Genomic DNA, 17,707 nt, shown 5'->3' on the forward strand with positions numbered 1-17,707 from the left:
AAAGAATGAAGCTGGGTCTTTTTAGTTGCCGTCTCTTGTGAAAAGTCCTTTTTCTCGCTAGGTCTAGAGGTAGTTTTATGCTATAATAAAAAGACTAGTGAGACGGTAAAGGAAGATTATGACAAACTTTGAAGCATTAAAACAACGGCAAGAAAAATTCGAAACTTTTCGATTATTGCACATATTGACCATGGGAAATCGACCTTGGCTGACCGTATTTTGGAAGCGACCGAAACGGTATCTAGCCGGGAGATGCAAGCCCAGCTCTTGGACAGTATGGACTTGGAGCGTGAGCGTGGGATTACCATTAAACTCAATGCCATCGAGTTAAATTACACGGCCAAAGATGGGGAAACTTATATTTTTCACTTGATTGATACGCCAGGGCATGTTGACTTCACTTATGAGGTTTCTCGTTCGCTGGCGGCTTGTGAAGGGGCTATCTTGGTTGTCGATGCGGCACAGGGGATTGAAGCGCAAACTCTGGCTAATGTCTATTTGGCCTTAGAGAATGACTTGGAAATTTTACCAGTCATCAACAAGATTGATTTGCCTGCTGCGGACCCAGAACGGGTTCGTCAGGAAATTGAAGATGTCATCGGCTTAGATGCTTCAGATGCGGTGTTGGCATCTGCTAAGTCTGGGATTGGGATTGAAGACATTCTGGAACAAATCGTTGACCTGGTCCCTGCACCACAAGGGGATGTTGAAGCCCCCTTGCAAGCTCTGATTTTTGATTCGGTTTATGATGCCTACCGTGGGGTTATTCTGCAAGTACGGATTATCAATGGGATGCTTAAACCAGGTGACAAGATTCGTCTCATGTCAAATGGCAAAACCTTTGATGTGACAGAGGTTGGAATTTTTACGCCAAAAGCCGTTTCCCGTGACTATTTAGCAACTGGTGATGTGGGCTATATTGCTGCCTCTATCAAGACAGTTGCTGACACGCGAGTGGGTGACACGGTCACCTTGGACAATCGTCCAGCAGCGGAAGCCCTGCATGGCTATAAGCAAATGAATCCTATGGTCTTTGCAGGGATTTACCCGATAGAGTCCAATAAATACAACGATTTACGAGAAGCCTTGGAAAAATTGCAACTGAATGATGCCAGCCTGCAATTTGAGCCAGAAACCTCTCAGGCCTTGGGCTTTGGTTTTCGTTGTGGTTTCCTGGGACTGCTTCACATGGACGTCATCCAAGAGCGGTTAGAGCGTGAGTTTAATATTGACCTTATCATGACGGCTCCTTCCGTGGTTTATCATATCAACACAACGGATGGGCAACAGTTATCTGTGTCAAACCCCTCAGAGTTTCCAGACCCTACAGTAGTGGATAGCATTGAAGAGCCTTACGTGAAAGCACAAATTATGGTGCCGCAAGAATACGTGGGTGCGGTTATGGAGCTTGCCCAAAGAAAACGGGGCGACTTTGAAACCATGGAATACATTGACGACAACCGTGTTAATGTGATTTATCAGATTCCTTTGGCCGAAATCGTCTTTGACTTCTTTGATAAACTCAAATCCTCAACGCGGGGTTATGCGAGTCTCGATTATGAGCTTTCAGACTATCGTCAGTCACAACTCGTTAAGATGGATATTTTGCTCAATGGCGACCAGGTTGATGCCTTGAGTTTCATTGTTCACCGAGAGTTTGCTTACGAACGGGGTAAGGTTATCGTGGAAAAACTCAAGAAAATTATTCCACGCCAACAGTTTGAAGTTCCTATCCAGGCGGCCATTGGTCACAAGATTGTGGCGAGAACGGATATCAAGGCCTTGCGTAAAAACGTTTTGGCTAAGTGTTATGGGGGTGACGTCTCTCGTAAACGCAAACTGCTAGAAAAACAAAAAGCTGGTAAAAAACGCATGAAAGCGATTGGTTCAGTCGAGGTGCCACAAGAAGCCTTCCTCAGTGTGCTTAGCATGGACGAGGAATAAAGCTTGGCTGCCATTGAAATGCTTTTCCTTTCTGGAAGAGTCGTTTAAAAGCTTAAGTGAACAAAAACGAACAAATGTAATAAATATAAAACAAAGAAAGGCAAGGCCTTTCTTTTTGTTCATTTTAGAGCGAGGTTAGAGGGACTTATGGTATAATTAGTTTTGTGATTTTTTATGGGAATAACAAGAAATAACTCAAAAAAGAAAAGGTTAGGATGACAGAAACTATCGATATTGAACATTACCATCAATTGGCCTTACAAAAACAAAAGGTCCACCGTAAATTTTTAAGTAAATTAAAACAAAAGCCACCCAAACAGTTGGATAAGCTGGCGCGTGAGATTCACGATGACGTCTTTAGTGAGATTGATTGTACCCTTTGTGCGAATTGTTGCAAAAGCTTGGGACCTGATTTTAAGGAAGCTGATATCACGCGAATCGCTAAATACTTTAAAATGAAATTGCCCGCATTTGAAGCGGAATTTTTACAAGTCGATGAAGATGGGGATAAGGTTTTTAAAAGCATGCCCTGTCCGTTTTTAGGTGGTGATAATCTTTGCAGTATCTATGATGTGCGGCCTAAAGCTTGTCGAGAGTTTCCCCATACAGACCGCAAAAAAATTTACCAGATTAACCACTTGACCCTAAAAAATACCTTGACTTGTCCGGCGGCTTATCTCTTTGTCGAAAAGTTGATGGAGAGATTATCATGAAATCATCACAATTTCTACGCGCCCTGGTTTTAGGGATTTTAGGGGCCCTCTTTTTTTCCTTTACCTTTATCTTTAACCGTAGCATGAATGTGACGGGCGGTTTTTGGGGATGGAGTGCCAGTTTACGTTATGTGCTGAGTTTGCCTATTTTATGGTTTTTGGTCAAACGAAAGCAGGGTCTATCGGCGGTAGGGGCTTCTATTAGCCGAAATCCATGGCAGTGGCTGCTTTGGAGTACGATTGGTTTTGGCTTCTTTTATGCCCCGCTGACCCTGGCATCGCTTTATGGGCAATCTTGGTTTATCGCAGCGACTTGGCAAATCACTATTGTAGCTGGTGTTTTACTGAGTCCTCTTTTTGGGCAAAAGCTTCCTCTAAAACAACTGGGTTTATCATTGGTGGTTTTGTTAGGGGTCTTTGTCTTGCAACTGCCCTATCTCTCACAAGGTCTCGGCCATCACCTTTTTTTGGCGCTAACCTTGATACTAATCGCAGCTTTTTCTTACCCTTTGGGAAATCGGAAAATGTTACACCTGACGCATTCACAAGACTTGTCGACCTTACAAAGGGTATTTGGCATGACCTTGATGAGTCTGCCTTTTTGGTTAGCCTTGTCGCTCTACTCTGGACTTTCAGTAGGTCTTCCGCCAGTCAGTCAGTTGATGCAGTCACTCATTGTTGCGCTTTTTTCTGGTGTCATTGCGACCCTGCTGTTCTTTGAAGCGACCAACTTAGTGAAGCACCACCACAAACAGCTGGCGATTATAGAAGCGACGCAATCGGGTGAAGTGGTATTTACCCTTTTAGGAGGCTGTCTTTTCCTTGGCGACGCTTGGCCAAATGCTATCGGATTTCTTGGACTTGCTCTGATCATCCTAGGCATGCTCCTAAATAGCCTCTTCGCTAATAAATAGAAAGGCAGGGACTAGCTAGAGAGTTGGAAAGTCCCCTTAGATAACGGATAATAGATAGAGGTAGCCCCATGTCCTATAAGTTTTTACTTTTTGATTTAGATCGTACCTTACTGGACTTTGATACTGCTGAGGATAAGGCACTCGACCAACTGTTTGGTCAAGAAGGAGTGGCAGATATCCAAGCCTTTAAGAGTTATTATATTCCCTTGAATGAACAGTTATGGAAGGCCCATGAGAGAGAAGAAATCTCTAAGGATACCTTGGTCAAGACCCGTTTTTCACGAACCTTTGCTCATTTTGGGCTAGAGAGAAATGGCGAAGATTTGGCCAAGCGCTATCAGGAACTTTTGAGCCAACAAGGGCAAGTTTTCCCAGGGGCGATAACTTTATTAGAGACCCTGAGAAAAGGTGGTTATGAGTTGTATGCCATTACAAATGGCATCACAGCAATCCAAAAGGGGCGTTTGACTGTCTCGTCTTTGGCCCCTTATTTTAAAAAAGTCTTCATCTCTGAACAAATGGGAACGCAAAAGCCTTCACGAACTTTTTTTGACCTGGTGGCTCGAGCGATTCCAGGCTATGATGCCACACAAGCCCTTGTCATCGGGGATAGTTTAACATCTGACATTCAAGGAGCTGTGAATGCGGGACTTACCTGTCTTTGGTATAACCCCAAGGGGCTTGCGCTTGACAAAGACGACCCGCAACCAACAGCAGTTGTGAAGGATTTTGATGACGTTTTAACTTTTTTGTCTGCTAGAAAGGATAAGTAAATGAAAAAATTAGGCATGACAATGCTTTTTGCCGTCGTGTATTTTTGCTGTGTAGGTCTTGGGGTTTTGCTAGCCAACGTCATTGACCATACGGGGAATATGTTTTATGCCCCAGCCTGTTCGGCTTTTGTGGGTGGTTTGGCCTATTGGTATTTTGTTGAACGGATTCGTACCTTTGGTGCTATTACCTTTGTTGGGCTGGTATTGGCAGGCTTCTTTCTTTTAACACGGCATGGTGCGGGTGCTTTTTTACCAGCCATTATCTGTGGGCTTTTAGCCGATGTGATTTCACGGATGGGTCGCTATAAAAACAGTCCAGAACAGGCCATTTCATTTTTTGTTTTTGCTTTTGGGACGACTGGTCCTATTCTGATGATGTGGTTTGCTCGAGCGGATTACATTGCCAGTCTTCTTGCGCGTGGCAAGAGTCAAGCCTATATTGATCGGGTCATGGTGGCGCCGGATATCCGAAACATCCTTCTCTTTGTCGTGGCTACCTTGATTGGTGCCGTTGTTGGTTCTATCATCGGGCATTTATGGACATCTTACCGGCGAACGGCTACCAAGATTGAAATTCTAGATACAGAAGAATAAAAAACGCTGTATAGAGACGTGAGGAACTCCCCTAAGGACCTAGTGGTTGATTTTAGACGATTAGAGGGCTATACTAAAAGGCATCAGATAGGGGGAAAGTTTATGATTGACATCATTTATTTGAACGCAGCCAAGCAAGAAAGGTTGGAACATTTTGAGAATTATAATGAGTTTGTCCGTGCGCAACAAGCTTGTTGGATCAATGTTCCTGATTATTGCAAGGTGGTTCGAGTCACTATCAATGGCCATGTTTTGGATTTTCAAGGCCAGTATGGGGAGCTTTACCATTACCTCCTCAAACAAGATTTAACTGCCTATTTAGAAAAGGCGTGAGCGAAAAACAGATAGCAAAAAAGCTATCTGTTTTTGAGTGGCCAAAAGACCTGGTTCCTATGGGGAGGTTGGCTAAGAGTAAATAAAGTCCAAAGAGAAATCAGCAATTCCTTGTTTTTTATGGTAAAATAGAGAGAATACGTCAAAAAGGAGTAGAACTTGAGTATAGAAGATTATAGGCCGGACTTCTGTTTGGAAGCGGTGTATGACTTAACAGCAGAAAGTTTAAGACGCCACGATATCCGTGTGGTCTTAGTGGATTTAGATAATACCTTAATTGCTTGGAACAATCCCGACGGTACGCCGGAACTGCGTAAATGGTTGGATGAGATGACGATGGCCAATATCCCAGTAGTGGTTGTTTCTAACAATAAGGAAAAACGGGTGCACCGAGCAGTTGAGAAATTTCATGTCGACTATGTCAGCCGTGCCATGAAACCATTTGCTAAAGGGATCAATGAAGCGATTGAACGCTATGGTTTTGACCGTAGTGAAGTGGTTTTTGTGGGTGACCAATTGATGACTGATATTCGCGCGGCGCATCGAGCTGGGATACGCTCTATTTTGGTGAAACCTTTGGTGACTTCTGATGCTTGGAACACGAAGATTAATCGTTTCCGAGAACGTCGGGTCAAGAAAAAATTAGAGGCCCTCTATGGCGCTTTTGATTACAAGAAGGAATTGTAAGTGGAAAAATTGTTTTGTATTGGCTGTGGGGCAAGTATTCAGACGCAAGACCCGGAAGGGTTGGGGTATACGCCAAAATCAGCTCTTGAAAAAAACTTAGAGACAGGTGAAATCTATTGCCAGCGGTGTTTTCGTTTACGTCATTACAACGATATCGCTGATGTCTCATTGACGGACGATGACTTTTTGCACCTCTTGCAGGAAGTTGGTAAAGAAGATGCCCTGATTGTCAATGTCGTGGACATCTTTGATTTCTCAGGCTCTGTAATTCCTGGGTTGGCGCGCCTGACAGGTGGCAATGATTTGCTTTTGGTAGGAAATAAAAAAGATATCTTACCCAAGTCGGTGAAAACGGCTAAAGTAACCAATTGGTTAAGGGAACGGGCACATGAAGTGGGGCTTCGTCCTTTGGAAGTCATTTTGACATCTGCAAAAAGCAAGTTGGCCATTAAGGAATTGATTGCCAGTATTGACCGTTTGCGTAAAGGCCGTGATGTCTATGTGGTTGGTGTGACAAATGTCGGGAAATCAACCCTTATCAACGCTATTATTCAAGAATTGACCGGCGATAAGGACGTGATTACAACGTCACGTTTTCCTGGTACGACTTTAGATAAGATAGAAATCCCGTTAGATGATGGCAGTTTTCTGTATGACACACCTGGAATCGTGCACAGGGACCAGATGGCGCATTACCTGTCTGCAAAAAGTCTACAGTATGTCAGCCCTAAAAAGGAAATTAAGCCGAAAACTTACCAACTTCAAGCAGAGCAGACTCTATTTTTTGGTGGCTTAGCGCGTTTTGATGTCCTTTCAGGGCCCAAGCAGGGCTACACAGCATACATAGATAATCAGCTCAAGATTCACCGGACAAAGCTTGAGGGCGCTGATCTTTTTTATGACAAACACAAAGGGAGTCTATTAACGCCACCGAACGGGAAAGAGAAAGCAACTTTTCCGGACCTGGTCAAACATACCTACCGCATTAGCCAAAAAACAGACCTGGTCATTTCAGGTTTAGGCTGGATACGGGCAACAGGTCCCTGCCAAGTTGCGGTTTGGGCGCCAAAGGGTGTCGGCGTTAGCCTACGTTCCCCATTAATTTAAGGAGAGTTACTATGGCATTAACCAGTAAACAAAGAGCCTTTCTCAAAAAGGAGGCTCATAGCCTAAAGCCCATTATCCAGATTGGGAAAAATGGCTTAAATAATGAAATCAAGACCAGTGTTCGTCAAGCCTTGGATGCGCGCGAATTAATTAAAGTTCAATTGCTTCAAAACACGGATGAAGATATTCACGAAGTGGCTGAGATTCTTGAAGAGGAGATTGGTGTAGATACCGTTTTAAAGATTGGGCGCATCCTTATCCTCTTTAAACCGTCTTCTCGCAAAAACAATCGCAAACTCTCTGAAGCAGTAAAGGCAATCTGATAAGTCCTGACAATATAAGGAGATAAAAATGGCGTTAGAATTATTAACCCCCTTTACCAAGGTGGAGTTGGAAACGCAGGACAAGCCGACAGACAGAAAACAGGTCGGTATTTTAGGAGGGAACTTTAACCCCATTCACAATGCCCACTTGGTCATGGCTGATCAAGTTCGTCAACAACTGGGGCTGGATCAGGTCCTTCTCATGCCAGAATATTTACCCCCCCACGTGGATAAAAAAGGAACCATTGATGAAAAGCATCGTCTTAAGATGTTGGAGCTAGCCATTGCGGACGTGCCGGGCTTAGGAATTGAAACCATCGAGCTAGAGCGCAAAGGGATTAGCTATACCTATGATACGATGGCCTTATTAACAGAGGCGCATCCAGATGTCGATTATTATTTCATTATCGGTGGGGATATGGTGGACTATCTCCCTAAATGGCACCGTATCGATGACTTGTTGCACTTGGTGCAGTTTGTTGGTGTTCAAAGGCCGAAATACCGTGCTGGAACCTCCTACCCTGTCATTTGGGTGGATGTTCCGATGATGGATATTTCATCCAGCCTCATTCGTGAGAAGATTCAAAAAGGTTGTCAACCTAACTTTCTTTTACCAGCGGCTGTGCTGGATTATATTGAAAAAGAGGGGCTCTACCAATGAGTTACGCTGACTATATTTCTTGTGACCGTGACAGTTTGATAAAGAAGATGGGCCAACAGATGAGCCAAAAACGCTTGGCGCACTGCCTGAGAGTAGAAGCAGCTGCCATTGACCTGGCAATTCGCTTTGGTCAAGACCCTGAGCGAGCGGGGCTGGCAGGGCTTTTGCATGATTATGCCAAAGAGCTTCCTGATCAAGAATTTTTGACCTTAATCGACCGCTATGGCTTGGATCCTGACTGGAAGCATTGGGGCAATAATGTCTGGCACGGTCTGGTTGGCGCCTATCGTGTCAAAGAAGATTTGGATTTACAAGATAGGGCTATTTTTAGGGCGATTCAGTTCCATACGGTCGGTAGCGCGGACATGTCTGACTTAGATATGATTGTTTATGTGGCAGATTATATCGAGGATGGCAGAGATTTTCCAGGAGTTGATAAGGCGCGTGCAATAGCTAAACTATCGTTAGCAGCAGCAGTAGCCTATGAAACGGCTCATACGATTGCCTTTTTAGTACAAAAGGGACAGCCAATCTTCCCACAAACTTTAGAAACTTATAACGCCTATTGCCCTTATCTCAAGGAGGTATAACATGAACCAAGAAGAACTTTTACAAAAACTTGCTCAAGTAGCTGACGATAAACGTGCGCTAGACATTGTCGCCTTAGATGTGCAAGGTCTGACCACTTTGGCGGATTACTTTTTGATTTTTTCAACGATGAATAGCCGTCAGTTAGATACCCTGGCGGACCACTTGCTTGAAGCAGCGCAGGCTGCTGGCGTTTCGACAGGAAAACCAGAAGGGGAAAGCCAATCTGGCTGGGTACTCTTAGATTTTGGCGGCATTATCGTCCACATTTTCTCTGAAGAGGGGCGGAGCCATTACCAATTGGAAAAACTCTGGCATGAAGCAGCCCAAGTGGAACTCAACTTGGACACAAAATAAAGCAAAGGCGGGCTTGCCCTGCCTTTTTTAGGAGGAGAATACATGGCGACATATGAAACCTTTGCACGCGTCTATGACAGCATTATGGATGAAAGTCTCTATGACAAATGGACGGATTTTAGTTTGCGGCACCTCCCGCAAGGGAAACGAAAACTCTTAGAACTGGCTTGTGGCACGGGAATTCAAAGTGTGCATTTCGCAAAAAGTGGTTTTGAAGTGACTGGCTTTGACCTGTCTGAAGATATGCTCGAGCTAGCGCGTAAGCGTGCCAAAGAGCATGCCTGTGAGATTCCCTTTGTGCAAGGCAATATGTTGGATTTGTCCCCATTAGAGCATTATGACATCATCACCTGCTATTCTGATTCCCTTTGTTATATGGAAGATGAGGTTGCTGTCGGTGATGTCATGGCTCAGGTATATGAGCATTTATCGCCTGGTGGTGTCTTTATTTTTGATGTGCATTCAACCTACCAGGTTGACCAAGTTTTCCCGGGCTATAGTTACCATGAAAATGCAGAAGACTTTGCCTTTGTATGGGATTCTTATCCTGATCAGGCCCCACATTCCATTGTTCATGAACTTACCTTTTTTATCCAGGATGAAGATGGGCGTTTTGAACGCTTTGATGAGTTGCATGAAGAAAGGACCTATGAGCAGTTAACCTACGAGGTTTTACTAGAAGAAGCAGGTTTTTCTGAGGTCTCAGTTTACGCTGATTTTGAAGATGAGGCGCCATCGAAAACCAGCCAGCGTTGGTTTTTCGTAGCGAAAAAAGCATGACTATTTCAGGCATTATTGCAGAGTTTAATCCTTTTCACAATGGGCATAAGTACCTACTCGATCAAGCGGATGGTTTAAAAATCGTTGCCATGTCCGGTAATTTTGTGCAAAGGGGAGAACCAGCCTTCATCGACAAATGGCAAAGAGCCCAGATGGCTCTTGAACATGGCGCTGATTTGGTTGTTGAACTTCCTTTTCTCGTCAGCGTGCAGGCTGCTGATTATTTTGCTGAGGGGGCCGTTGGCATTTTAGCTTCTTTAGGCATGACACAACTTGTTTTTGGCAGTGAACAAGTCATTGATTATAATGCGCTAGCCACTAGCTATCGGAATCAGCAAAAGGAGATGCAGGCACTTGTTTTAGACCTTCCAGATGCCTTATCTTATCCGCAAAAAAGTCAGGTAGCCTGGCAATCTCTTTCAGGGATGACTTTCTCCGGTCAGACGCCCAATCATGTTTTGGCCTTAGCTTATACCAAAGCAATCAGTGCCTATGAGGGGATAGGCCTATGTCCTGTTCAACGGATTGGAGAAGGTTTTCACTCAACCCAAAAAGAGGTCTATGCCTCTGCCACAGCTCTGCGAAAGAACTGGCAGGATAAGGCATTTGTGGCAGAAGCAAGCCCTAGTAGCCTCATACTAAATACTGCGCCTAAAGTCTTCTGGGACGATTTGTTTTTAGTAGTCAAATACCAAATATTAACCCATCCCAATTTACAAGATATCTTACAGATGAATCAAGAATTGGCTCAGCGTTTTAAAAAGGCCATCCATCAGGTGTCGTCAATCGAAGAATTGGTGGCAAGTGTTGCGACCAAGCGTTACACCAAAGCCCGTGTAAGACGTTTAGTGACCTACTTGCTGGTACAAGCAAGAGACTGTCCTTTGCCTGACAGTATTCATGTCTTAGGCTTTTCTAAACGTGGCCAGAAACACTTGTCAAGGCTCAAACATAGGGTAGCCTTCGTGACGCGCATTGGGAAAGAACCGTGGGATTTGCTGACCCAAAAAGCAGATGAGGTTTATCGCTTGGCCAATCCGGAATTAAAAGAACAAAACTACGGGCGGCGGCCCATTGTCCTTCCCTAGTCGGAAATCCGATTATTTAGAGATTTTTTTGCACAGTTGAACTGGATGACAATGGCTATAAACAGAAAAAAAGCAGTCATTCTTTATCCCAGGGTGGGCTAGGATAAGAATCACTGCTTTTATGCCTTTTGGTAGGTCTCTAGAATAATTTGTCCGATGCGTGTGATATCTTTTGGGGTGCCACGCATTTCAAAGTCTGCTAAAAATGGGAAATCAAAGTATTTGGCATACTGCATGGCTGTTAGGCAATATTGATTGTTGAAGTTTTTGTTGCCTGAACCAACGATACCTAAACACTGTTTAAAGTTATCATGGGCTTCGATAAAGTCTCCTAGACCATTTGTCAAGATTTCGTGGTCCCCATTATCGATGCCGTTGCCTCCCTCTAGGTAGGTGGGAAGAAAGGCGATAAAGGGGCGCTCTATGGGGTAAGTTGCATTATCTAAAGTTGAGACGTCTAGGGTTTCAACCTGGTGGCCTTGGTTTTCTAGGTCTGTTTTCAACCGTTGAATAAAGCTTCTGGTGTTGCCACTAATGCTGATATAAATAAATGTCAGTTCCATAAGTATCTCCATATCTTGCGAATACTAGTAGATTGTAACACTATATATTGTGTTAATCAAGAGGAAAACTGGTTTTTGGCTAATGCTTAGAAAAATCAGTTTGTAAAAAAATCGTCCTCAGTTGCAGTGACAAAACTGGTCCGGTATTGCTAGCAATACAAGTTTTTTGACTTTTAAACTGGCCAGGTGTACACTTAAACAAACTTTAAACAGAAAAAATGAAGCCGGCCTCTATCCTATTTGGGAGAGTCCTAGCGCTCGATAGCAAGAAGGTAGCCTGATGAAAGCTAGAAAAACGCAATTTTTGAGAAAGGGAAATCGAAAACCGTCAATTGTTTCTCAGTTGGCTTGGTTTTTTAAACTCGAAAGAAGACGCTATTGTTTGGGGATTTTGGCCCTGAGTGTTGTCTCTTTTCTCAATCTGGTTCCGCCACGTCTGATGGGGGATGTGATTGATAGTATCGATGCGAAACGGCTACAATTTCCGCAATTGATGCGAGATTTAGTGTTAATCGTACTCGTTGCTTTTGCCATGTATGGTTTACGCTATGTCTGGCGGATGTATATTATTGCGACTGCTTATCGTTTGGGGCGCATTATGCGAAAACGCCTATTTGAACACTTTATGGGCATGTCGGCTTCTTTTTACCAAAAATACCGTACGGGTGACTTGATGGCGCATGCCACCAATGATATCAATGCCTTGACACGTTTTGCGGGGGGCGGTGTCATGTCAGCTGTCGATGCTAGTCTTACGGCGGTTGTGACCTTAATCACCATGGCGACGCTCATTTCTTGGCAAATGACTTTGGTGGCTGTTATCCCTTTACCGTTGATGGCGCTCGCGACCTCTCGTTTGGGGCGTCGCAGCCATCTAGCATTTCAGGAATCCCAAGCCGCCTTTTCAGAGCTCAATAATATGGTCCAAGAGGCGGTGTCAGGGGTAAAGGTGACCAAGTCCTTTGGTTATCAAGACGCTGAAGTGGCGAAATTTCGGCACATTAACGACCTGGCTTTTAACAAGAATATGCGTTCCATGGTCTATGACACGCTTTTTGACCCACTCGTTCTCTTTTTTGTAGGTTCTAGTTATGCGCTGACGCTCTTAGTAGGTGCTTGGCAAATTTCTCAAGGAAGCATCACAGTAGGGAATCTGGTGACTTTTGTAGCTTATTTGGATATGTTAGTCTGGCCCTTGATGGCGATTGGGTTTCTCTATAATGTGATACAAAGAGGGACGGTATCCTACCAGCGAATTTTGGAATTGTTAGAGCAAAAAAGTGAGATTGAAGAGCCAGCTAATCCACTAGCCACTATTCAAAACGGGGATATCAGATTTGCGATTGATAGCTTTTCCTATCAAGACCATCTGGCCCTTGAAGACATTGCTTTTACCCTCAAAAAAGGACAAACGCTGGGTTTGGTAGGAGAAACAGGGGCAGGGAAAACGACGCTCTTACGCTTGCTCCTTCGTGAGTATGATATCAGCCAGGGTGCCATCTATTTAAATGGCCATGATATTAAGTCTTATCGCTTGAAGGACTTGCATGGTTTGATGGGCTATGTGCCTCAGGATCAGATTTTGTTTGCTCAGACCATTGCTGAAAATATTCGCTTTGGAGACCCAAATCTTTCACAAGAGCAAGTAGAGGCCGCTGCGAAAACGGCTCAAGTTTATGAAGATATTCTTGCTATGCCAGAGGGTTTTCAAACCATGATTGGCGAAAAAGGCCTAGCCTTGTCAGGTGGGCAACGGCAACGCCTTGCCATGGCGAGAGCGATGGTTTTAGATCCAGACATTTTACTTCTGGACGACTCTTTGTCGGCAGTTGATGCTAAGACGGAGCGAGCCATTATCGAGCAGTTAAAAGCAAACAGGCAAGGGAAAACGACAGTGATTACAGCGCATCGGTTGAGTGCAGTGGCACATAGTCAGTTGATTTTAGTCTTGCAAGAGGGCCGTATCATTGAAAGAGGTAGTCACCAAGACTTGATGGCTATGGATGGCTGGTATGCCAAAACCTATAAAGCGCAACAATTTGCCCAAGAACAGGAGGTGGCGCATGGCTATTAAAGAAGCCACTAAACGCTTACTAGGCTATGTGAGTCGATATAAGGTCTTGTCTGCGCTAGCCCTGATCTTCTTGCTGGTGACGACGATTATTCAAACCGTGATTCCTCTGGTGGCCGAATATTTTATCGACCATATGATTAGCCATGTCGGGCAAAAGGAAGCCATCTTTTTGCTAGGTTACTATGTGCTTTATTTGCTGGAAATGGTGACTTCCTTTGTCGGTAATCTCCTGTTTGCGCGTGTTGCTTATAGTGTCGTAAGGGATATGCGACAAGACGCTTTTGCCACCATTGAAAAACTGGGCATGTCCTATTATGACCAGACAGCAGCAGGAGCGATTGTTTCTCGGATTACCAATGATACGGAAACGGTCAGCGATATGTTCTCGGGCGTTCTGAGCACCTTTGTATCAGCAATTTTTATTTTTCAGTGACCTTTTACACCATGGTCATGTTAGATTTTCGCCTCACAGGCTTTGTGGTTGCTCTCTTGCCGATCATTTTTCTTCTAATCTTCTGTTACCGCAAGTTTTCTGTGCAAGTGGTCAAAGAAACACGCGCTAAATTGAGTGACCTTAATGTCAAACTCTCTGAGAGTATTGAGGGGATTCGTGTTATCCAGGCCTTTCGGCAGGAAAAGCGGCTTTTGGAGGAATTTGAAGCAATCAATGGCGAGCATCTTTATTATGCCAATCGTTCAACTGCCCTAGATAGCCTTTTCTTGCGCCCAGCCATGTCCTTGTTGAAATTATTAGCCTATGCTTTGTTAATGGCTTATTTTGGCTTGACCTGGCAAACAGCTGCTGTATCGGCAGGGTTGATGTATGCCTTTATCCAGTATGTTAATCGGCTGTTTGATCCACTTATTTCGGTCACACAAAATTTTTCAACCTTACAAACCTCTATGGTGGCTGCGGGGCGTGTTTTTGAGCTTATTGATCGTCAGGATATCGAACCAGCGCAAAGTCAAGCAAGTGGTCGCATTAAGGACGGGGCAATCCAGTTTGAAGGGGTAAACTTTTCCTATGATGGCAAGCGCCCTATTTTGAAAGACATCTCTTTTTCTGTTCAACCTGGGCAAACCATTGCCTTCGTTGGCGCAACAGGTTCGGGCAAGTCATCCATTATCAACGTCTTTATGCGTTTTTATGAGTTTTCATCAGGCCGTATTAGCATTGACGGGCAAGATATCCGTGATTTTTCCATGGAGGAATTACGGAGCAAGATTGGCTTGGTCTTGCAAGAGCCTTTTCTCTACCATGGCACAGTTGCTTCAAATATTCGCATGTATCAAGATTTGACAGATGACCAGGTCAAAGAAGCTGCCCGTTTTGTGCATGCCGACCAGTTTATTGAACAACTGCCTGATGCCTACCAGTCTCCCGTGACGGAAAGAGGAACAACCTTTTCGACAGGGCAACGGCAATTGCTGGCCTTCGCTCGTACCATTGCTATGTCGCCAAAAATTTTACTCCTAGACGAAGCCACTGCTAATATCGACTCAGCGACCGAAGATATTATCCAAAACTCGCTGAAAAAGATGCGACAAGGCCGAACCACCATTGCCATCGCACACCGCTTATCGACCATACAAGATGCGGATTGTATCTATGTTTTGGACAAGGGCCGTATTATCGAAGCAGGTAGTCATGAGGCCCTGCTGGAAAAAGGTGGGACCTATAGTCAGATGTACCAGTTGCAGACAGGAAAACTTTAAAAATCTGTCAAGTTTTTTTCTTGACAGCAAAGCTAGACTGTAGTAAACTAATAAAGTCAGTAACGACTGAACAAAATTTTTTAGTAGAAAAGAGACCATTCATGGCAGTTAAAATTCGTTTAACACGTATGGGTTCTAAAAAGAAACCTTACTACCGTATCAACATCGCAGATTCACGTGCTCCACGTGATGGCCGTTTTATCGAAACGGTTGGAACATACAACCCATTGGTTGCTGAAAACCAAGTCACTTTGAAAGAAGACCGTGTCTTGGATTGGTTGGCTAAAGGTGCACAACCTTCTGATACTGTTCGTAACATCTTGTCTAAAGCTGGTGTTATGAAGAAATTCCACGATTCAAAATATTCTAAATAAGCTGACTGATGGTATCCATTGAGAGTTTGATTGCGACAGTTGTAGGACCTCTCATTGCGCATCCAGAAGAATTAACTATCCGCATCGAGGAGTCTGACGAGTTTCTAGAGTACCATCTAGTGCTCAATCCTGCGGACATCGGACGCGTTATTGGTCGCAAAGGACGCACCATTTCAGCTATCCGTACCATCGTGTATTCTGTTCCGACAGAGGGCAAGAAGACACGGATTATCATTGATGAAAATGCCGAGTAGTGGAAACTCGGTGTTTTTTTTGTAGCCAAATCACAAGTGTTAAATAAAGAAGAATGAACACTGGTGATAGAAGGGACTCTAATTCTAATGTAACCTTGTTAGTTGCTTTCTTTATATTCAAAAATCGTGAAAGAAATTCATAAATTTTCAGAAAATTCCAAAAAACCCTTGCTTTTCACCTTTTGATATGTTACATTATATAACATAATACGATATTCGTGTTAGAAGTTATTACATAGAAGGAGAGATTTATGGATTCTGGAACGATTGCTTTTATTTGTGTTTCTGCGATGCTGGTGGCCTTTATGACCCCTGGACTTGCCTTTTTTTACGGGGGTCTCGGCCGGCGTAAAAATGTTATCAATACCATGATGATGTGTATTTTACCGATGGCTGTTGGGTCTGTGCTTTGGCTGATTTGTGGCTACTCCCTGTCTTTTGCAGGGACAGGTCGATTTATTGGAAATTTGTCCCATGTTTTCTTTAATGGGGTTTCTGAAACGACTTCTAGCCGTGGTTTAGCTCTCCCTGATTTACTCTTTGCTGCCTTTCAGATGATGTTCTCCATTATTGCGGTAGCGATTGCAACGGGTTCGGTAGCGGGTCGGATGCGTTTTACCCCTCTCGCCTTATTTGCAGTGGGTTACCTCTTGTTTATTTATTACCCTTTCGCTCATATGGTTTGGGGTGGTGGCCTTTTGGAAGAACTGGGGACGATTGATTTTGCTGGTGGCGATGTGGTTCACATTACATCTGGGGTGTCCGGTTTGGTTCTAGCCATTGTTGTCGGAAAACGGAGAGATTTTGATCGGCAAGCTTACCGGCCTCACAATGTTCCTTTTGTTCTTTTGGGTGCTGGGATTTTGCTCTTTGGTTGGTATGGCTTTAATGCAGGGTCTGCCTTGTCTGCTGGAGCGACGGCAGTCCATGCTTTGATGACAACACACATTGCAGCGACTTCAGCCATGTTATCCTGGATTATTCTGGAAAAACTCCTTAACGGCAAGGTATCTCTTGTAGGTGCGAGTACTGGTTTAGTGGCAGGATTAGTTGCGATTACGCCAGGAGCGGGTTATGTTTCCGTTGCGGCTTCCTTTATCATCGGTTTGTTGGTCAGTCCTATCGTTTACTTCTTTATCTCTGTTGTTAAACACAAATTAGGTTATGATGATGCCTTGGATGCTTTTGGCTGTCATGGTATTGGTGGGATTTTTGGTGGTATTGTCACTGCGGTATTTGCGACACCAGCTTTGTCAGGCGGGGCTGAAAAGGCAGGCTTGCTATTTGGTCAAACCCATCTTTTCTGGGTGACCTTGTTAGCCATTGCTATTACGATTGTCTGGACAGCTGTAGTGGCCTACTTGTTAATTATTGCTATTCGTTGGGTGATGCCATTGCGTGTTTCCGATCGCGTGGAAGCTATTGGTCTAGATGATAATGAACATGAAGAAACAGCTTATCCAACCTTTATGGGACTAGATTCTTAAGGAGATATCTTGCATGAAAAAAGTAGAAGCGATTATTCGTACAGATAAGATTGAAAATCTGAAAGATGCCTTATCAACAACGCATTATGCGAAAGGGATGACAGTCAGTCAAGTTTTGGGGCATGGTAGCCAGCAAGGCTTTGTGGAATATGTCAGAGGTCAACGGGTCATTCCCATGCTCTTGTCTAAGGTCAAGGTTGAAATTGTCGTCCAAGATAAGGACACGGAGAACTTGATTGACTTGATCTGCGATGCAGTGGGGACAGGAGAAATCGGTGATGGTAAGATATTTATCATTCCGATTGATGATGCTGTTCGCATCCGAACCAAAGAACGTGGGGCTGATGCCCTCAATTAGGTGCGGGAGGTCTTTAGCT

The 17,707-nt window shown here is 44.1% G+C and carries 20 protein-coding genes and 1 pseudogene; 20 read left to right on the top strand and 1 reads right to left on the bottom strand.

Annotation, left to right across the window (positions count from 1 at the left end):
• The first annotated feature begins 135 nt into the window (after positions 1-135).
• The 14 genes from lepA to STRDD12_RS01500 all read left to right on the top strand — a co-directional run bounded on the left by lepA (position 136) and on the right by STRDD12_RS01500 (position 10,862).
• Positions 136-1,944: a translation elongation factor 4 gene (gene lepA / locus STRDD12_RS01435; RefSeq protein ID WP_156471426.1), complete on the top strand. Its 1,809-nt coding sequence runs from the start codon at positions 136-138 to the stop codon at positions 1,942-1,944.
• A gap of 215 nt (positions 1,945-2,159) precedes the next feature.
• Positions 2,160-2,657 carry a YkgJ family cysteine cluster protein gene (locus tag STRDD12_RS01440; protein ID WP_066914253.1) on the top strand — a complete coding sequence of 166 codons (498 nt, stop codon included), beginning with the start codon at positions 2,160-2,162 and terminating at the stop codon, positions 2,655-2,657.
• Entirely contained in the window at positions 2,654-3,571 is a 918-nt protein-coding gene (locus STRDD12_RS01445; protein ID WP_066914255.1) for a DMT family transporter, read from the top strand. Before STRDD12_RS01440 ends, STRDD12_RS01445 begins: the two co-directional genes overlap by 4 nt.
• Positions 3,572-3,639: 68 nt before the next feature.
• Positions 3,640-4,344: a YjjG family noncanonical pyrimidine nucleotidase gene (locus STRDD12_RS01450; RefSeq protein ID WP_066914257.1), complete on the top strand. Its 705-nt coding sequence runs from the start codon at positions 3,640-3,642 to the stop codon at positions 4,342-4,344.
• Positions 4,345-4,938, top strand: a complete 594-nt coding sequence (locus tag STRDD12_RS01455) for an MptD family putative ECF transporter S component (protein WP_066914259.1) — start codon at positions 4,345-4,347, stop codon at positions 4,936-4,938. It begins immediately after the preceding gene.
• Between the two features lie 102 nt (positions 4,939-5,040).
• On the top strand, positions 5,041-5,271 hold the full coding sequence (locus tag STRDD12_RS01460) for a DUF4649 family protein (RefSeq protein WP_066914261.1): 231 nt from the start codon (positions 5,041-5,043) through the stop codon (positions 5,269-5,271).
• Between the two features lie 159 nt (positions 5,272-5,430).
• Complete coding sequence (locus STRDD12_RS01465) at positions 5,431-5,958, top strand: YqeG family HAD IIIA-type phosphatase (protein ID WP_066914263.1); 528 nt, start codon at positions 5,431-5,433, stop codon at positions 5,956-5,958.
• On the top strand, positions 5,959-7,065 hold the full coding sequence (yqeH, locus tag STRDD12_RS01470) for a ribosome biogenesis GTPase YqeH (protein WP_066914264.1): 1,107 nt from the start codon (positions 5,959-5,961) through the stop codon (positions 7,063-7,065).
• Positions 7,066-7,076: 11 nt separating this feature from the next.
• A complete protein-coding gene (gene yhbY, locus STRDD12_RS01475) occupies positions 7,077-7,388 on the top strand; it encodes a ribosome assembly RNA-binding protein YhbY (protein WP_066914266.1) in 312 nt (103 codons plus the stop codon).
• 28 nt (positions 7,389-7,416) lie between these two features.
• On the top strand, positions 7,417-8,049 hold the full coding sequence (locus STRDD12_RS01480) for a nicotinate-nucleotide adenylyltransferase (protein ID WP_066914268.1): 633 nt from the start codon (positions 7,417-7,419) through the stop codon (positions 8,047-8,049).
• On the top strand, positions 8,046-8,639 hold the full coding sequence (yqeK, locus tag STRDD12_RS01485) for a bis(5'-nucleosyl)-tetraphosphatase (symmetrical) YqeK (RefSeq protein ID WP_066914269.1): 594 nt from the start codon (positions 8,046-8,048) through the stop codon (positions 8,637-8,639). The genes STRDD12_RS01480 and yqeK overlap by 4 nt, the downstream gene beginning before the upstream one ends.
• A 1-nt stretch (position 8,640) precedes the next feature.
• Entirely contained in the window at positions 8,641-8,994 is a 354-nt protein-coding gene (rsfS, locus tag STRDD12_RS01490; protein ID WP_066914271.1) for a ribosome silencing factor, read from the top strand.
• A 42-nt stretch (positions 8,995-9,036) separates the two neighbouring features.
• Positions 9,037-9,774: a class I SAM-dependent DNA methyltransferase gene (locus tag STRDD12_RS01495; RefSeq protein ID WP_066914273.1), complete on the top strand. Its 738-nt coding sequence runs from the start codon at positions 9,037-9,039 to the stop codon at positions 9,772-9,774.
• Positions 9,771-10,862, top strand: a complete 1,092-nt coding sequence (locus tag STRDD12_RS01500) for a nucleotidyltransferase (RefSeq protein ID WP_066914275.1) — start codon at positions 9,771-9,773, stop codon at positions 10,860-10,862. The genes STRDD12_RS01495 and STRDD12_RS01500 overlap by 4 nt, the downstream gene beginning before the upstream one ends.
• 119 nt (positions 10,863-10,981) lie before the next feature.
• On the opposite strand, the gene nrdI is transcribed toward STRDD12_RS01500, so the two are convergent.
• The gene (gene nrdI / locus STRDD12_RS01505) at positions 10,982-11,425 is read right to left on the bottom strand and encodes a class Ib ribonucleoside-diphosphate reductase assembly flavoprotein NrdI (protein WP_231853436.1); all 444 of its coding nucleotides are present in this window, start codon (positions 11,423-11,425) and stop codon (positions 10,982-10,984) included.
• 280 nt (positions 11,426-11,705) lie between these two features.
• Here nrdI and STRDD12_RS01510 point away from each other — a divergent pair, with 280 nt between their 5' ends.
• The 6 genes and pseudogenes from STRDD12_RS01510 to STRDD12_RS01535 all read left to right on the top strand — a co-directional run bounded on the left by STRDD12_RS01510 (position 11,706) and on the right by STRDD12_RS01535 (position 17,688).
• A complete protein-coding gene (locus tag STRDD12_RS01510; protein WP_066914280.1) occupies positions 11,706-13,499 on the top strand; it encodes an ABC transporter ATP-binding protein in 1,794 nt (597 codons plus the stop codon).
• Positions 13,489-15,215 (top strand): annotated as a pseudogene (locus STRDD12_RS01515) (ABC transporter ATP-binding protein). Before STRDD12_RS01510 ends, STRDD12_RS01515 begins: the two are co-directional and overlap by 11 nt.
• 101 nt (positions 15,216-15,316) lie before the next feature.
• The gene (gene rpsP / locus STRDD12_RS01520; protein WP_066914281.1) at positions 15,317-15,589 is read left to right on the top strand and encodes a 30S ribosomal protein S16; all 273 of its coding nucleotides are present in this window, start codon (positions 15,317-15,319) and stop codon (positions 15,587-15,589) included.
• 8 nt (positions 15,590-15,597) lie between these two features.
• Complete coding sequence (locus STRDD12_RS01525; protein WP_066914283.1) at positions 15,598-15,843, top strand: KH domain-containing protein; 246 nt, start codon at positions 15,598-15,600, stop codon at positions 15,841-15,843.
• 251 nt (positions 15,844-16,094) lie between these two features.
• A complete protein-coding gene (locus tag STRDD12_RS01530; protein ID WP_066914285.1) occupies positions 16,095-17,330 on the top strand; it encodes an ammonium transporter in 1,236 nt (411 codons plus the stop codon).
• 13 nt (positions 17,331-17,343) lie between these two features.
• A complete protein-coding gene (locus STRDD12_RS01535; protein WP_066914287.1) occupies positions 17,344-17,688 on the top strand; it encodes a P-II family nitrogen regulator in 345 nt (114 codons plus the stop codon).
• Positions 17,689-17,707: the final 19 nt, after the last annotated feature.

It is taken from the genome of Streptococcus sp. DD12 (genome assembly GCF_001578885.1).
Lineage (GTDB): Bacteria > Bacillota > Bacilli > Lactobacillales > Streptococcaceae > Streptococcus.

What these genes read in the sequence shown, in the direction of transcription:
- STRDD12_RS01450 (WP_066914257.1), top strand. Translation starts at nt 3,640, where the DNA reads ATGTCCTATAAGTTTTTACTTTTTGATTTAGATCGTACCTTACTGGAC.
- STRDD12_RS01510 (WP_066914280.1), top strand. Translation starts at nt 11,706, where the DNA reads ATGAAAGCTAGAAAAACGCAATTTTTGAGAAAGGGAAATCGAAAACCG.
- STRDD12_RS01530 (WP_066914285.1), top strand. Translation starts at nt 16,095, where the DNA reads ATGGATTCTGGAACGATTGCTTTTATTTGTGTTTCTGCGATGCTGGTG.
- STRDD12_RS01495 (WP_066914273.1), top strand. Translation starts at nt 9,037, where the DNA reads ATGGCGACATATGAAACCTTTGCACGCGTCTATGACAGCATTATGGAT.
- STRDD12_RS01460 (WP_066914261.1), top strand. Translation starts at nt 5,041, where the DNA reads ATGATTGACATCATTTATTTGAACGCAGCCAAGCAAGAAAGGTTGGAA.
- yhbY (WP_066914266.1), top strand. Translation starts at nt 7,077, where the DNA reads ATGGCATTAACCAGTAAACAAAGAGCCTTTCTCAAAAAGGAGGCTCAT.
- STRDD12_RS01440 (WP_066914253.1), top strand. Translation starts at nt 2,160, where the DNA reads ATGACAGAAACTATCGATATTGAACATTACCATCAATTGGCCTTACAA.
- rsfS (WP_066914271.1), top strand. Translation starts at nt 8,641, where the DNA reads ATGAACCAAGAAGAACTTTTACAAAAACTTGCTCAAGTAGCTGACGAT.
- STRDD12_RS01500 (WP_066914275.1), top strand. Translation starts at nt 9,771, where the DNA reads ATGACTATTTCAGGCATTATTGCAGAGTTTAATCCTTTTCACAATGGG.
- STRDD12_RS01480 (WP_066914268.1), top strand. Translation starts at nt 7,417, where the DNA reads ATGGCGTTAGAATTATTAACCCCCTTTACCAAGGTGGAGTTGGAAACG.
- nrdI (WP_231853436.1), bottom strand. Translation starts at nt 11,425, where the DNA reads ATGGAACTGACATTTATTTATATCAGCATTAGTGGCAACACCAGAAGC.
- STRDD12_RS01455 (WP_066914259.1), top strand. Translation starts at nt 4,345, where the DNA reads ATGAAAAAATTAGGCATGACAATGCTTTTTGCCGTCGTGTATTTTTGC.
- yqeK (WP_066914269.1), top strand. Translation starts at nt 8,046, where the DNA reads ATGAGTTACGCTGACTATATTTCTTGTGACCGTGACAGTTTGATAAAG.
- STRDD12_RS01445 (WP_066914255.1), top strand. Translation starts at nt 2,654, where the DNA reads ATGAAATCATCACAATTTCTACGCGCCCTGGTTTTAGGGATTTTAGGG.
- STRDD12_RS01535 (WP_066914287.1), top strand. Translation starts at nt 17,344, where the DNA reads ATGAAAAAAGTAGAAGCGATTATTCGTACAGATAAGATTGAAAATCTG.
- STRDD12_RS01525 (WP_066914283.1), top strand. Translation starts at nt 15,598, where the DNA reads ATGGTATCCATTGAGAGTTTGATTGCGACAGTTGTAGGACCTCTCATT.
- rpsP (WP_066914281.1), top strand. Translation starts at nt 15,317, where the DNA reads ATGGCAGTTAAAATTCGTTTAACACGTATGGGTTCTAAAAAGAAACCT.